Source organism: Pelagibius litoralis, assembly GCF_011683915.1.
Lineage (GTDB): Bacteria > Pseudomonadota > Alphaproteobacteria > Kiloniellales > Kiloniellaceae > Pelagibius > Pelagibius litoralis.
Window position 1 is genome coordinate 199398 of record NZ_JAAQPH010000007.1, and the last position, 13375, is coordinate 212772.

Annotated in this window: 14 protein-coding genes and 1 riboswitch; of the genes, 8 read left to right on the forward strand and 6 right to left on the reverse strand. The window is 63.7% G+C overall.

Translation table 11 applies throughout. From position 1 onward, the window contains the following. Nucleotides 1-47: 47 nt before the first annotated feature. The 3 genes from HBA54_RS11385 to HBA54_RS11395 form a co-directional block, all read right to left on the reverse strand. Complete coding sequence (locus tag HBA54_RS11385) at nt 48-614, reverse strand: hypothetical protein (RefSeq protein WP_167224518.1); 567 nt, start codon at nt 612-614, stop codon at nt 48-50. Nucleotides 615-795: 181 nt separating this feature from the next. Further along, nucleotides 796-1482 (reverse strand): orotate phosphoribosyltransferase, encoded by a 687-nt coding sequence (locus tag HBA54_RS11390; RefSeq protein WP_167224520.1) that lies wholly within the window; start codon nt 1480-1482, stop codon nt 796-798. 107 nt (nt 1483-1589) lie between these two features. Then, on the reverse strand, nt 1590-2882 hold the full coding sequence (locus tag HBA54_RS11395) for a multidrug effflux MFS transporter (RefSeq protein ID WP_167224522.1): 1293 nt from the start codon (nt 2880-2882) through the stop codon (nt 1590-1592). A 273-nt stretch (nt 2883-3155) separates the two neighbouring features. On the opposite strand from HBA54_RS11395, the gene HBA54_RS11400 reads away from it, so the two are divergent. Next, nucleotides 3156-4715 carry an MFS transporter gene (locus HBA54_RS11400; RefSeq protein WP_167224524.1) on the forward strand — a complete coding sequence of 520 codons (1560 nt, stop codon included), beginning with the start codon at nt 3156-3158 and terminating at the stop codon, nt 4713-4715. A gap of 53 nt (nt 4716-4768) precedes the next feature. Here HBA54_RS11400 and HBA54_RS11405 read toward each other — a convergent pair whose 3' ends face one another. After that, the gene (locus HBA54_RS11405) at nt 4769-5671 is read right to left on the reverse strand and encodes a dienelactone hydrolase family protein (RefSeq protein WP_205944577.1); all 903 of its coding nucleotides are present in this window, start codon (nt 5669-5671) and stop codon (nt 4769-4771) included. 297 nt (nt 5672-5968) lie between these two features. Between HBA54_RS11405 and HBA54_RS29660 the strand changes: the two genes are divergently transcribed. After that, nucleotides 5969-6796, forward strand: coding sequence for a LytTR family DNA-binding domain-containing protein (locus HBA54_RS29660; protein ID WP_167224526.1), 828 nt, complete (start codon nt 5969-5971; stop codon nt 6794-6796). 35 nt (nt 6797-6831) lie between these two features. Next, nucleotides 6832-7023, forward strand: a complete 192-nt coding sequence (locus tag HBA54_RS11415; RefSeq protein ID WP_167224528.1) for a hypothetical protein — start codon at nt 6832-6834, stop codon at nt 7021-7023. On the opposite strand, the gene HBA54_RS11420 is transcribed toward HBA54_RS11415, so the two are convergent. Together HBA54_RS11420 and HBA54_RS11425 are read right to left on the reverse strand one after the other, a co-directional pair. Next, nucleotides 7020-7448 (reverse strand): PaaI family thioesterase, encoded by a 429-nt coding sequence (locus HBA54_RS11420; protein WP_167224530.1) that lies wholly within the window; start codon nt 7446-7448, stop codon nt 7020-7022. The two genes, HBA54_RS11415 and HBA54_RS11420, sit on opposite strands and share 4 nt — an antisense overlap. Nucleotides 7449-7491: 43 nt before the next feature. Continuing rightward, entirely contained in the window at nt 7492-8313 is an 822-nt protein-coding gene (locus HBA54_RS11425) for a phytanoyl-CoA dioxygenase family protein (RefSeq protein ID WP_167224532.1), read from the reverse strand. A gap of 157 nt (nt 8314-8470) precedes the next feature. Further along, a riboswitch (FMN riboswitch) is annotated at nt 8471-8632 on the forward strand. Between the two features lie 92 nt (nt 8633-8724). Between HBA54_RS11425 and HBA54_RS11430 the strand changes: the two genes are divergently transcribed. The 5 genes from HBA54_RS11430 to HBA54_RS11450 all read left to right on the forward strand — a co-directional run bounded on the left by HBA54_RS11430 (nt 8725) and on the right by HBA54_RS11450 (nt 13373). After that, complete coding sequence (locus tag HBA54_RS11430; protein ID WP_322096025.1) at nt 8725-9192, forward strand: 6,7-dimethyl-8-ribityllumazine synthase; 468 nt, start codon at nt 8725-8727, stop codon at nt 9190-9192. A gap of 104 nt (nt 9193-9296) precedes the next feature. Continuing rightward, a complete protein-coding gene (locus tag HBA54_RS11435; protein ID WP_167224536.1) occupies nt 9297-10055 on the forward strand; it encodes a sulfite exporter TauE/SafE family protein in 759 nt (252 codons plus the stop codon). Nucleotides 10056-10242: 187 nt separating this feature from the next. Continuing rightward, nucleotides 10243-11271, forward strand: coding sequence for a Bug family tripartite tricarboxylate transporter substrate binding protein (locus HBA54_RS11440; protein WP_167224538.1), 1029 nt, complete (start codon nt 10243-10245; stop codon nt 11269-11271). A gap of 67 nt (nt 11272-11338) precedes the next feature. Beyond that, entirely contained in the window at nt 11339-11845 is a 507-nt protein-coding gene (locus HBA54_RS11445) for a tripartite tricarboxylate transporter TctB family protein (protein ID WP_167224540.1), read from the forward strand. A 1-nt stretch (nt 11846) separates the two neighbouring features. Next, nucleotides 11847-13373 carry a tripartite tricarboxylate transporter permease gene (locus HBA54_RS11450; protein WP_167224542.1) on the forward strand — a complete coding sequence of 509 codons (1527 nt, stop codon included), beginning with the start codon at nt 11847-11849 and terminating at the stop codon, nt 13371-13373. Nucleotides 13374-13375 lie beyond the last annotated feature (2 nt).

Genomic DNA, 13375 nt, shown 5'->3' on the forward strand with positions numbered 1-13375 from the left:
GATGGCCTGCTCCTTGATCAGAACAGGGGCGATCAGACCGGGGCCGATCAGAACAGAACGGTCCAGCTCTCAGCCTCCCGCGCTGCACCCGCGGCGGCATGGCCGGTGGTTGTGTGATTGCCTGCGGATACCATCCTCAGGTGCTCTGAGTCCGCTTCGTCCTCAAGGGCTTCGCTGTCTTCAACCGGCGTTTCGGCGCCCGTGTCGCGACTGCCGACACTCAAGGCGACACTGCCCTTAAGCGCGGCCAGCCGCCGCGCCAGAACCTCGGTTTTGGCCCAGGCGAGGTGTTCCTTGCCGTCCGGTCCCTTGTGCACGGCGGCCCATTGCTGACGCTTGTCGGACCGCATTGCAAAGGCAATGTTCTCGCCGGCAATGCCGCAGTCCAGCGACTGGGTATAAGGGGGCACTTTGCCGCCCCAGATCTCGGAGATGATGCCCCAGGAAAAGCCCTCTTTGACCAGCAGCTCCATCATGACCTGATCAAATTCGCCACGCGCCAACTCCAGCGCGTAACTGATCATACAGTCCAACTCCTGGCTGCCTTCAGACGCTTTTTCCAAGTCCGTCACCACGCGTCCGATGATGTCGTTTTCTGGCTTTTGCCGATCCATGTACAGCGTCCCCAGGCCTCGCAGAGGAGTGTACCGATTTTGCTGGGGAAGAGAAGCGCCCCTACCTCGGAATCTCAAAAAATAGATTTTCTTATGGTTAATTTCGCGCCTGAAAGGCATTTCCCGGCATCGGCAGAGTGCCGCGCGATCCAAGATGCACGTTTTGGTATAGCGATAGGGCTCAGCCCTTGGCGGCCTGCTGGTTCGGAGTCCAGGTTTCCGGGTCCTGCAGGAAGCGTCGGACCTCTTCGACTTCGTCGCCGGCCAGATAGCCGGCCTGCTCGGCGACGCCGAGCGCATCCCACCAGGTTGCGAGGGCGTGGAGGGTGACGCCGCGCTCTTCCAACGCGGCAACGCCCTCAGGGAAGATACCGTAGTGAAAGATCACGAAGGTATGGGCGATCTTGGCGTCGGCTTGGCGGATGGCATCGACGAAATTGAGCTTCGACCCACCATCGGTGGCCAGGTCTTCGACCAGCAGAACGCGGCTGCCCTCCGGCAAGTGGCCCTCAATCTGAGCATTGCGTCCGAAGCCCTTAGGCTTCTTGCGTACGTAAAGCATTGGCAGGCCGAGCCGTTCGGCAATCCAGGCAGCAAAGGGGATACCCGCCGTCTCTCCGCCGGCGATGCAGTCGATCGATTCGTAGCCGATCTGGCGCTGGATCAGCGCGCAGGCAAAGTCCATCAACTGCGCGCGGGCCCGCGGAAAGGAGATGATTCTCCGGCAGTCCACATAGACCGGGCTGGCGCGGGCCGATGTCAGGGTGAAGGGATCGTTCGGCCGAAAGAGAACGGCCTCGATCTCCAGCAGGATACGGGCGGTAACCTCGGCCATTGCCTGTTGATCGTTCGTGGACCCTGGAACCATGCCCTGTTCTCCCTTCTTTGCGTCCCGCCTTGTTTATCGTTTCTTTTCGATTCGGACAAAGACTGTGGTCCGGGGGGCTGCGGGCCACTGCCGAGGCGTGACGCTGGTCAATCGGCGCCGGGCGAAAGAGATGTGCCAGCCCGCAGGGCCAGCGCGGCGCGGGCCAGAAAATGACCGAGGAAGGCGATAACCGCCGCGCCGCTCATCACCATCACCATGGGCATGATCGATGATTCTCCCTGGAAATGGCCAACCAGCAAGGTTGCCAGGCCACCGACCGTCATCTGCAGAAAGCCGGTCAGTCCGGATGCGGTGCCGGCCAGATCCGGCCGCACCGAAATGGCGCTTGCGGTCGCGTTGGGCAGGCTGAGACCGTTGGCCAGGCCGACCAGCATCACCGGGCCGAACAGCATGATCGGTGTCATCTCGCCCGACAAAGCCAGGCCGGTCAGAAGCGCTACGCCCAGCAGCGCGATGGCGCTGCCCGCGAAGATCATGCGTTCCGCCCCGATCTGGGTCGATAGCCGCCCTGAGAGGAAGTTCCCCAGCATATAGCTGATAGCGTTCAGCATGAAGTAGAGGCCGTACTCGGTCGCCGTACGATCCATGACCTCAAGCATGATAAAGGGTGCCCCGGCCAGGAAGGCGAAGAAGACTGCGGTGGTGAAGGAGATGTTGATCGCATAGCCGGTGAAGGCGGCATCTTTCAGCAGGGATCCGAAGCCGCTGATCATGCTGAGCGGCCCGGCGATGGCCTGGCGGTCGAAATGGGTTTCGAAAAGAAGGTGCCAGGCCAGCAGCAGAACCGCGGCGCCGACGGCGAAGACCAGGAAGAAGGAGGCCTGCCAGCCGAAAAGATCGTCGGTGATACCCCCCAGCAGCGGCGCCACCATCGGGGCGATCACCATGGCCATGGTGATGTAGCCGATCATACTGGCGGATTCTTCACGGCTATGGGTATCGCGTACGATGGCGCGGCCCAGCACCAGGCCGGCGCAGCCGCCGACCGCCTGGATCACGCGGCCGACGATCAGCGCGGCGATGCTGCCGGCAAAGGCGCAGAGCAGGGTGCCGAACAGGAACAGAAGCATGCCCAGAAGCAGCACCGGGCGGCGCCCGAAACGGTCCGACAACGGCCCCAGGAAAAGCTGCGAGACCGCGACACCGAAGAGATAGAGGGTGAGGGTGAGCTGGATCGTTCCGTAGTCGGTGGCGAAGACCGCCTGCAGGCCGGGCATGGAGGGGATGAAGATGTTCAGGGCCATGGGGCCGAGGGCCGTCACTGCGATGAGAACGGCAAGCGGCGGCCGGCGCCGCGCCACACCGCCCGACGCGCGGGGCGCCACGCCCTGTCCGCCCAGTTGCTGTGGGCCGTTGCCGTCTCTGACCGTTTCGCTCATGAACTCCCCAACCAAGAAAACCAATCACAGCTTCGCCGCCTTTGCGCGCGAAGGGCAGAGCCGGAGGTTGCTTGTGGATACCGCAGAAGCCACACAGGTTTTGGTCAAACCCGCGTGACAACCTGTCGTGGTGATGTTTTGCCACCTTAAGATGGTATATGTCGCCGCATAAGACCAGCGGGCAGTCTGCATGGCAGCTCTGCCCGGCGGAAACCGGATGATGCCGGGCCCTAAGCAAGCCCCCAAGGCCAAGCGCCAAAGTCAGGAAGCGGAATGAAGATTGCCCCTTGCGACAACGCCGTAATCCTTACCGGTCCCCGTCCGGAGCCCTGTCGCCGGGAAGCCCGCCCCATTGTGCTGATGGTGACGATCCTGGGCTCCAGCCTGGCTTTCGTCGACGGCACCGTGGTGACCGTCGCCCTGCCGGTTATCGGCAGCCATTTCGGCGGTTCGCTCAGCCTGATGCAGTGGGTCGTGAACGCCTATGCGCTTCTGCTGGCGGCGCTTTTGCTGATCGGTGGGGCTGCCGGCGACCTCTACGGCCGGCGGCGCATCTTCAATGCCGGGGTGGCGATCTTCGCCCTGGCCTCCCTCTGGTGCGGTCTGGCCGAGAGCGCGGAGCAGCTGATAGCCGCCCGTGCCTTGCAGGGTTTTGGCGCAGCGTTTCTGGTGCCCAACAGTCTGGCCATCATCTCCGCCGCTTTTCCGGAGTCCGAGCGCGGCCGGGCGATCGGCACCTGGGCCGGGTTCTCGGCCATAGCCGCCGCCCTGGGCCCGGTCCTGGGCGGGTGGCTGGTCGATCTCGGCTCCTGGCGTCTGGTTTTTCTGATCAACCTGCCGATTGCCGCGCTCACCCTGGCGCTCTCGCTCTGGCGGGTGCCGGAATCGCGCGATGCGAGCGGGGGCAGGCGTATGGATTGGCCGGGCGCGGTATTGGCGGTGCTGGCGCTGGCCGCGCTGACCTACAGCCTCACCAGCCTTGGTGAGGACCGGATTCTGTCCCAGCCGCTGCTGCTGACGGCTCTCGGCGGGCTGATCGGCCTCTTCGTTTTTCTCTGGGTGGAGGCGCGCAGCACCAGCCCCATGCTGCCGCTTGATCTGTTTCGTTCCGCGGCCTTCAGCGGGGCCAATCTGCTCACGCTGTTCCTCTATTTCGCGCTCTCCGGCGTCCTGTTTTTTCTGCCGATCACGATGATCGAGGTGCATGGCCACTCGGCAACCCTGGCCGGCGCGGCGTTCCTGCCCTTCACCCTGGTGATGGCCTTCCTGTCGCGCTGGGCCGGCGGCCTGCTCGACCGTTTCGGCGCGCGTCTGCCGCTGACCCTCGGCCCGCTCATCGCCGCCGCCGGGTTCCTGCTGTTCATTCCGGTGGAGCCCGGGGCGTCTTTCTGGCAGGCGGTGGTGCCGGCGATGCTGGTGCTCGGTCTCGGCATGGCGGTGACCGTGGCGCCGCTGTCGACCGTGGTGATGAATGCCCTGTCTGAGGGGCAGTCGGGCCTTGCCTCCGGCGTCAACAATGCGGTCTCGCGCCTCTCCGGTCTCCTGGCCGTGGCCGGGCTGGGGGCGCTGGCGGCCCTAGTTTTCGAACGCAGCCTTGCGGAGCTGCTGACAGGGCCGGAAGCCGCGGCCTTGTCCGGCCTGCGCTATGGTGGCGACATCGCCGCCGTCACCCTGCCGGAACTTGCCGCTGCAGACCTCGAAGCTGCCTTCCGCAATGCCATGCTGCAGGCCTTCCATGCGATCGCCCTGATCGGGGCGGCGCTGGCGGTTCTCTCTGCGCTCTGCGGCTTCTTCCTGATGCCCCGCCGTGTCGTGCAAAGGGGGAAGGCCTGAGAGCGCGCCACCGGCCAGCCCCGGACGCGGAGGCCGGCGGCGCATTTGCCAAACTAGCTCAGGTGCGTCTTGAGGAAGAAGATGGTGCGCTGCCAGGCCTGTTCCGCTGCGGCCTTGTTGTAGCGGGCGGCGTTGGTGTCGTTGTTGAAGGCGTGGTTCACCCCGCCATAGATGTAGATCTGATAATCGGCTTTGATGCTGTCCAAGGCGGCTTTGAAATCGGGGATGCCTGCATTTATGCGTTCGTCGTTGCCGGCGTAGTGCAGCAGCAGCGGGACTTTTATGGTGGTGGCCTGCTCCGCGCTCGGCTGGCGCCCGTAGTAGGCGACACTGGCGGCGATGTCCGGGGCATTCACGGCCATCTGATTACTCATCGCGCCGCCCCAGCAGAAGCCGATGGAGCCGACCTTGCCGGTGCTGGCCTCATGACCGGCCAGGAAGCTGACGGCGGCGACGCCGTTGTTCACCGTGGCTGCCGGATCGAGGGCGCGGATCATCTCGCGCGCCTTGTCCTGGTCGTCCGGTGTGCCGCCGGCGGGGGAAAGGAAGTCGACACCCAGGGCGACGAAGCCTTCCAGGGCAATGCGCCGGGTCACATCCTGGATGTGGGGGTTGAGGCCGCGGTTCTCGTGGATCACCAGAACGGCGGGCAGCTTGCCGGGGGCCGCCGCCGGCCGCGCCAGATAGCCGGAGAGATCGCCGTCGGCGCCCGCAAAGGTGATGGTCTCCGCCACGACGCGGCCATCATCTTCGGGCAGGATCGCCGCCTGGGCATAGTTCGATTCCAGCAGCGGCAGCAGCGTGTAGGCCGCCGCCGTACCGCCGGCCACTTTGGTCAGATGATCGAAGAAGCGGCGCCGGTCCAGGGTCAGATGGGTGTACTCGTCATAGAGATCGATCATCTCCTGGGTGACTTCCGGCTGCGCTTTGGGGCGGGATTCGGTGGTGTCGGACATGGCGCTCTGCGCTCCCCTGATGACTGATGGGCAGATTGGCTGGTTGGCGGGCGCGGCCAGGCGATCGCCCGTTGTGTTGGCGAGAAATCTAGGCGCGGGAGGGAGCGAGAGATAGCCTCGCCGGAGCAATTTTTCTTGAGCTTGTGAAATCTTCCGCCAGCGCACAAAGAAGAGGGAAAAAGACAAGCTGGACAGCGGGTTATCTTGGGCTACATATTCATGCATCGTGAAATTGCGGTCTGACCGACCATGCCAAGGCGCGCTGCTTCCCTGTCCTGGCCCCTTTGGGGCCTCTTCGTGACGCTTCTTGCGGGGCTTCTGCTGGGGAGTCATCAGCGTGCGGCCTTTGCCGAGTTTTCGCTGCTCTTCGGCTATGGCTATTGGGTCGTCCGTCTTTTGATGGCCTATGTTTTCTTTGCCGGCTGCCTTCTGCTGCTGGAGTTGAGCCCGCTGGGAAACCGTCTGGCCTGGTGGTGGCTGGCGCTTCCCGCGGCGCTGATCACCCTGCCGCTTTTCACCCTGGCGGTGACCATGGTCGACTTGATCCTCGGACTGCCCGAAATGGGGCTGAATGCCCTGTCGGGAACCGACCCCGGCGGCATGGTCGGGCGGTTTGCCCTGGAATCCCTTTATCATCTCGATAACCAGCTGATCCTGGCCGCCTTGATCGTCCTGCCGCGCCTGTTGATCGAGCAACCCTGGGCGGTCATGCCCGATAAGTCCCAAGAGGACCGTGACGAAGACGGCGCGCCGGCGCAGGGCGCCCCTGCCGCCAGGGAAACGGAAGCTGTTCCGGCACCGGCCTTTCTGCGCCGTCTGGACCAGTCGCTCGGCGGCGAGATTCTGGCGATCCAGGCGCAGGAACACTACGTGCGGATCGTCACCACCGAGGGATCGGCCTGCACGCTCTATCGGTTCGGCGATGCGGTGCAGGAGCTTCGGGCCCTGCCGGGCCTGCAGGTCCACCGCTCGTTCTGGGTCGCGGAGCGCGGCGTGACGGCGCTGAGGCAGGGCGGGCGCAGTCTGAGGATCGTTCTAAGAAACGGTGAAGAGGTTCCGGTGAGCGCAAAACACGCCGAACTGGTACAGGACCGTTTTTCATCCCGCCTGAAGCCCGTGGCCTAGGGCGTGGCGATGTCAATCAGTGGAAGTCTTTTCTGATGGCCGGCGGCGGCATCGACTTTGAAGCGGAACACTGGCTGGCCCGGCACTGGCTGCGCCTGCGCCAGCGCGCCGGCACCTTCACCGAAGGACAGCGGATGATGCTGCGCGAGGGGGAGGAACAGCTGCGCGGCCGTGCCCTGGTCCTGGTCTTTTACCTGTTGTTCGTCGCCCTGCTGACCTGGCTTTAGCGCCGGACAATGTATTTGAAGCTGCCCTGGCCGTTGCCGATCAGCCGGCCTGCGTCGTCCAGAACGCTGCAGTCGGCAAAGAAGATGCTCTTGCCGCCACCGCTGCGCCGCCCTGTCGCCACCAGCCGCTGACCGGCCTTTGCGGTGCCGATGAAGCTGCAGGTCAGCGAGAGGGTAAAGGCCCGCCGCGGCGTTTCGCCTGGTGCCGCAAAGCAGCCGCAGTAACCGCAGGCGGTGTCGATCAGCGTGGTCAGCATGCCGCCGTGCAGGACACCGCTGCGGTTCAGGTGCTGCGGTTCGACGGTCAGGACGACCTTGGCCAGGTCCGGTTCCCAAAGGACCAGTTCATAGCCGACCAGGTCTGCAAAGCCGCCCCGCGCGCGTAAGGGATCGGCATCGTCTTGATTTGCGGTGGTGTCATGCATGGCGCAAGACTGCCGTGGGCGGTCCGCCCTGTCCAGCGCCGGCTCAAGACACCCGGCCTTCGGCGTTGCCCGCCTCGGCCTCGTCAAGGATCTGGGGATAGGGGTAGTCCAGTCCCACCAGCTGGCGCAGCAGGGGCGAGGCCTCGGCCAGCACCGCGGGGTCGAGGCCGCGGACCTGATCTTCCATCGGTTTCACGAACTTCGGCAGATACTGGATCAAAATCGCCGTGCGGTCTGCTGTGCTTTCGTTGGGCATGGCGGCATGCCAGGCCATGCCGAAGAAGAGGGCGGCATCGCCGGCCTTGCCGATCAGGCGATCCGGTTTTGCCGTCGCGCGGTCCGCGTCCGAAGGATAGCGGCCGAGCTTCTGGCTGCCGGCGACGATGGCCGTGGCGCCGTTTTCCTCGGTGAAGTCGTCGAGCAGGATCGAGACCTGGGCATTCAGCGGGAAGCTCGGGTTTATGCCCGCCGGGAAGCTCTCGCGTTTGTACATATCCCAATAGGGATAATCGATGTGCAGCTCCTGGCCGGGGCCGCCGGGCAGCAGGCGGTTGGCGGCGATGGAGCCGAGGATGAACTCCGACCCCAGGAAGCGCTTCATGATCGAAACAATCGGCTCGCGCTGGACCATGTCGACGAAGATCCGGCCCTTGTTCAGCAGATTCCAGACCCGGCGCTGCAGGTGCAGCTTCTCGGCGTTGGCACCCTGGAAGTGGGTCGCTTTCGGGGTATCCCGGTCGGAGAACCGCATGATCAGGTCGCGGGCCTGCCTGATCTCCTCGGGCGAGAAGACCTGCGGCAGGACCGCATAGCCCTTGCCGTTCAAAAGCTCTTCAACGACGGCGTTCTGCGTTTTCTCGTCCATGCGCCGGGTCCTGTTTTTGGGCGTGTCGCAAAGCATAGGGCGGAAGTGGATTTGGGCGCCAGCCCCCTTTTATCGCGGTGGCGGCCTTCCCGGCAGACAGCCCATCGACATTATCGCCGGGGTAGGCTAGAGGATAACCGGCCCCGCCGTTGGCGGGGCGCGTTCTCGGGGCGGGGTGGAAGTCCCCACCGGCGGTAAGGGCCTCATGAGGGGCCAGAGCCCGCGAGCGCTCTTGAGGTCCGGTCCGGGCCTTTGGAGGTCAGCAGATTCGGTGTGATTCCGAAGCCGACGGTAACAGTCCGGATGGAAGAGAATGAAGCAGCGGTTCCCGGCGGACAGCCGGGCGCGGCTGTTTCCTTACGCCCTGGTTCTGGTCTCTGACGGAGTAGGGAGAAAACCATGAATCAGAGCATGACCGAAAACCAAGGCAATAACCTGGTGGCCCTCGTAAAGGCGCGCTGGCATGCCGATATCGTCGATCAATGCCATGTCGCCTTTGACGAGGAACTGGCCCGGCTGACCGATGGCCGCATGCGCACACAGGCTTTCGAAGTGCCGGGGGCTTTCGAAATTCCTTTGTTGGCGCGCGATCTCGCGCGCAGCGGTACCTTCCAGGCCATCGTCGGCGCGGCCTTCGTCATCAACGGCGGTATCTACCGCCACGAGTTCGTGGCCGAAACCGTGGTCGCTGCCTTGATGCAGGTGCAGATGGAAACCGATCTGCCGGTGTTCTCAGCCGTACTGACGCCGCACAACTTCCATGAAAGCGAAGAACACCGCCGTTTCTTCCACGAGCATTTCCGCGTGAAGGGGCACGAGGCGGCGGAGGCCTGTGTTTCCATGCTGGCGGCGCGGCAGGCGCTCAGGCAGGCGGCCTGAAGCTTGGGTATTTGGGAACCGGGCCGGGTCTCTGGTACAAGTGGTTTTGACAGGGGGCCGGCCAAGCGCCGCCCTCTGCTCTTTCACAATAGGCCGGAGACCGCATGATCGAATGGATTGCGCCCGCCGAGGTCGGTACGGCGGCGGCATTGTTCCTGATCGCCATTTCTGCGGCGACGTCCTTTCTGACCGCCGCCGCCGGCATTGGCGGCGGCGTCGTGTTGATCGCCGTGATGGCGGTGCTGATGCCGGTCCATGCTTTGATTCCGGTGCACGGCCTGGTGCAGATCGGCTCCAACGCGGGCCGTACCGCCATCATGCTGCGCAACGTGCAGTGGCGGGTCATTCTGCTGTTTTCTCTGGGCAGTCTGGTCGGCGCCGCGGCCGGCGGTCTCACCGCCGTACAGCTGCCCCCGGCGGCCCTCAACATCGGCCTGGGCTGCTTCATTCTCTGGTCGGTCTGGGGATCGGCCGTCTCACCGCCGGGCCGTTTCAGGGTGGTTCTCAGCGGCGTCTTTTCAAGCTTCCTCACCATGTTCTTCGGCGCGACCGGTCCCTTCGTTTCGGCAACGATTAAGACGATGAAGCTCGGCCGCCTGGAACACGTAGCGACCCATGCCGCCTGCATGGTCGCCCAACATGGCATCAAGGTCTTTGCCTTCGGTCTGCTGGGGTTCAGCTACGGCCCTTACGCCGGCCTGATCGTGGCGATGATCGCCAGCGGTTTTCTCGGCACGCTGATTGGCAAGCACGTGCTGGTGAAGATGACGGATGAAAACTTCCACCGGGTGATCGCGGTGCTGCTCTCGCTGCTGGCCCTGCGCCTGCTCTATGAAGGTCTGGCCCTGCTTGGTCTGTTCTAGCGGGCCGGCGTCCGCGAACCAATTGCCAAACCAATTGGGTGCAGACTTTGCTTTTCAGCGCTCATTTGACATATTTTTCAATATGGTCGAAGCTTTAACCAATTAAGGCGCGGACGCCGTTGAATGGCGCCGTCAAGCAGGGCCGGACAAACCGGCCGAAACGCACTCTGGGAGGAGGCTTGTAACCATGATCACACCACAGATCTGTTCAGGAACACGGCGCGTTTCGCGGCGGTCTCTACTGAAGTTCGGCGCGGCCGCTGCAGTTTTAGGTGGCAGCGCCAGTGTTGTTTCGCGCGCCTTTGCCGCCGGTTTTCCGGAGCGCAATATCGATATTGTCGTGCCGACCCGCGAGGGTGGTGGCGCCGACCGCAACCTGCGCGCCTTCACCGCCGTCTGGAAAAAGCACCTGGATACGAACTTCGAGCCTGGTTTCTATCCCGGCGCGTCGGGCCGTGTCGGCTATGAAGTCTACATGGGCAAGTTCGAGCCTGACGCTCACAGCCTGATCTTCGGCAACATGGGCCCGGAGGTCCTGAACTGGGTGGTGAAGGAACCGAGCTTCAACATCGACGATTACGTCTACTGGGGGCGCGTCGATACCGATCCCGGCTGCCTCTTCGTCGGCGCGGAAAGCAAGCTGAAGACCATCGAAGACGTCGTTGCCGAGGGCAAGAAGCGCAAGCTGAACGTCGGCACCAGCCGCCTTGCCCATCCGGCTTCCATCGGCATGTTGGCGCTGGCCGACAAAACCGGCATCGAGGTCAATCTGATCCCCCTGTCCGGCGGCAAGAAGACGGTCGCCGGTGCGGTTACCGGTGAGGTGGACCTGAGCGTCCTGACCTCCGGCACCGTTGCCGCGGCGGGCGATGCGGTGCGCACCCTGTTGGTCTTCAATGACGAGAACGTTCTCGGCGAAGCGCTCGACAGCGCGCCGACCATGAACCAGCACTTCGGCACCGACCTGCCGCCGATGCTCTCGTCGCGCGCCTTCGGCATTCACAAAGCGGCGATCGACAATCATCCCGACCGCTTCGAGATGCTGCAATCGACCTTCCGCAAAGTTTTCGAGGACCCGGACTACAAGGCCTCCGTGTTGAAGGGCAAGGGCCACTGGGAATACGTCAACTACGGCGGTGTTGAGGAGTGCGGCAAGTTCAAACAGGCGATGCTGAGCCTGGGTGCCCAGTACAAACCCTTCCTGACCGGCGGTTGACCGGGTCGTTTTTTAGTGTGTCCGAGGGCCCGCGCAGGGCGGCGAACAGGTTTGGGATGACGTGACCATGGCGTCGACGCAGGAAAGCGGCGGGAAGCGCCAGATCGGCGGTGAGCTCATCATCCCGGCCCTGGCGCTGGGATTTACGCTCTACTACATCAGTACCGTCATCAACTCGCCCTGGTCGGCGCAGCTGAATGCCTTTCTGGTGGGGTCGGTACTGATCCTGCTGGTGCTGGTGTTTTTCGGCCTCGCCCTGCGCGAGGTGCTGCTCGGGCGGGCGACCCTCGGCGTCTCGGGCCTCTTGGCGCCCTATGACATTCTTGCCAGGCGCCTCGGCTTCATGGCGATCAGTCTTGGCTATCTCGTCGTTATTCACTGGCTCGGCTTCACGCTGACCACCTTCGTCTTTCTGGCCGCATCGATGTTGCTGCTGGGCGGCGGCCGGCGGCCTGTCCTCTGCGTTTCGGCCGCAGCCGTCATGGCCACTGTCGCCTTCGGGGTCTTCGTTCTGCTTTTCGAGAAGCGCTTCCCCAAGGGCCCGATCGAACAGCTCGTCCAGGCGCTGACCTGACATGGAGATCAACGCCGCGTTCTTCGTCGATCTCTTCCTGCACAGCCTTTCGCTGTGGTGGGTCATCGTTCCGTCGATTTTTCTGGGCCTCATCGTCGGCGCCATTCCGGGGTTCTCCGCCGCCAACACCATCATCGTCCTGCTGCCCTTTACCCTGATCATGGAGGTGGAGGTCGGCCTGGTCTTCATGGTCGCCCTCTATTGTGCCTCGCGCATGGGGGCCGGCATTCCGGCGATCCTGGTGAACATCCCCGGCACCGCCGGGGCGGCGGCAACGCCGCTGGACGGCTACCCCATGGTGAAGAAGGGCCAGGGGCAGCGGGCCCTTGCCATATCCTTCACTGCCTCGACCATCGGCGGACTGCTGACCACCGCCGTTGCCCTGGCTTCGATGCCGATCCTGGCGCGTGTCGGCTTCTACATGCACTCCGTGGAGATGGTGGTGGTGATGCTGTTCGGCATCTCACTGATCGCCACCATCGCCGCGAAGGACACGCTGAAAGGCCTCATTGCCGGTTTTCTGGGCCTGATGATCGGTTCCATCGGGACCGATCACGTCTATGCGACGCCGCGCGGAACCTTCGGCATTCTGGAGCTCTACGACGGTATTCCCCTGATCCCGGCCCTGGTCGGCCTTTTTGCGATTTCCGAGGCCTTCCTGGTGATCGAGGGAGAATCGATCCTCTCCCGGCACGGCCGGGAACGTCTTAAAACCGGCTCCTGGCTGCAGACCATCGACGGTATCAAGATCACCTTGAAGAAGTGGTGGCACGTCGCCTGGACCAGCCTTATCGGCCTTGTCATCGGCGTTACGCCGGGCGCCGGGGCGGCCATCGCCGCCTTTGTCGCCTATCAGCAATCGCGCGCGCTGTCGAAAACGCCGGAACTGTATGGGACCGGCCACGTGGAAGGCCTGATCGCGCCGGAATCGGCCAACAACGGGGTGACCGCCGGCACGCTGATCCCGCTGCTGGTGCTGGGCATTCCCGGCGGTGCGACGGCGGCCATCATGCTGGTGGTCATGCAGTATCAGGGCGTGAACGTCGGGCCGCGTCTCTTCGCCGAGCAGCCGCTGCTGGGCTACGGGATCTTCATGGCGATGTTCGTCACCTACCTGCTGATGGCGCTGACGATCCTGCCGATGTCGCGTTACATGTCGCGGGTGACCCTGGTGTCGACCACCTATATGTCGCCCTTGATCATCGGCTTTACGTTGATCGGCTCCTTCGTGCCGCGGGAGTACATGTTCGACATGTACCTGGCTTTCGCCTTCGGCATTCTCGGCTATATCGCGCGCAAGACCGGCTATCATGTCGCCGCCATCCTGATCGGCGTTATCCTGGGCCCGCTGATGGAGGGCTATATGCTGGTCGCCCTCCAGAAATCCGATGGCGACTTCCTGACACTGTTTTCCTCGCCGCTGGGCAATGTTCTCTGGCTCGCCCTGGCTCTGTCGCTGGTCCTGCCGCCTTTCATGAAGCATCGCCAGCGCCGCCGTAAAGGCGTTTTCGCGGAAGGGGAGGGCTAGGC

Bases quoted from the DNA above. Each gene is read 5' to 3' on its own strand.
- HBA54_RS11435 (WP_167224536.1), top strand. From the start codon at position 9,297: ATGATCGAATGGATTGCGCCCGCCGAGGTCGGTACGGCGGCGGCATTG.
- HBA54_RS11440 (WP_167224538.1), top strand. From the start codon at position 10,243: ATGATCACACCACAGATCTGTTCAGGAACACGGCGCGTTTCGCGGCGG.
- HBA54_RS11425 (WP_167224532.1), bottom strand. From the start codon at position 8,313: ATGGACGAGAAAACGCAGAACGCCGTCGTTGAAGAGCTTTTGAACGGC.
- HBA54_RS11395 (WP_167224522.1), bottom strand. From the start codon at position 2,882: ATGAGCGAAACGGTCAGAGACGGCAACGGCCCACAGCAACTGGGCGGA.
- HBA54_RS11450 (WP_167224542.1), top strand. From the start codon at position 11,847: ATGGAGATCAACGCCGCGTTCTTCGTCGATCTCTTCCTGCACAGCCTT.
- HBA54_RS11415 (WP_167224528.1), top strand. From the start codon at position 6,832: ATGGCCGGCGGCGGCATCGACTTTGAAGCGGAACACTGGCTGGCCCGG.
- HBA54_RS11390 (WP_167224520.1), bottom strand. From the start codon at position 1,482: ATGGTTCCAGGGTCCACGAACGATCAACAGGCAATGGCCGAGGTTACC.
- HBA54_RS11420 (WP_167224530.1), bottom strand. From the start codon at position 7,448: ATGCATGACACCACCGCAAATCAAGACGATGCCGATCCCTTACGCGCG.
- HBA54_RS11400 (WP_167224524.1), top strand. From the start codon at position 3,156: ATGAAGATTGCCCCTTGCGACAACGCCGTAATCCTTACCGGTCCCCGT.
- HBA54_RS11445 (WP_167224540.1), top strand. From the start codon at position 11,339: ATGGCGTCGACGCAGGAAAGCGGCGGGAAGCGCCAGATCGGCGGTGAG.
- HBA54_RS11405 (WP_205944577.1), bottom strand. From the start codon at position 5,671: ATGTCCGACACCACCGAATCCCGCCCCAAAGCGCAGCCGGAAGTCACC.
- HBA54_RS11430 (WP_322096025.1), top strand. From the start codon at position 8,725: ATGACCGAAAACCAAGGCAATAACCTGGTGGCCCTCGTAAAGGCGCGC.
- HBA54_RS11385 (WP_167224518.1), bottom strand. From the start codon at position 614: ATGGATCGGCAAAAGCCAGAAAACGACATCATCGGACGCGTGGTGACG.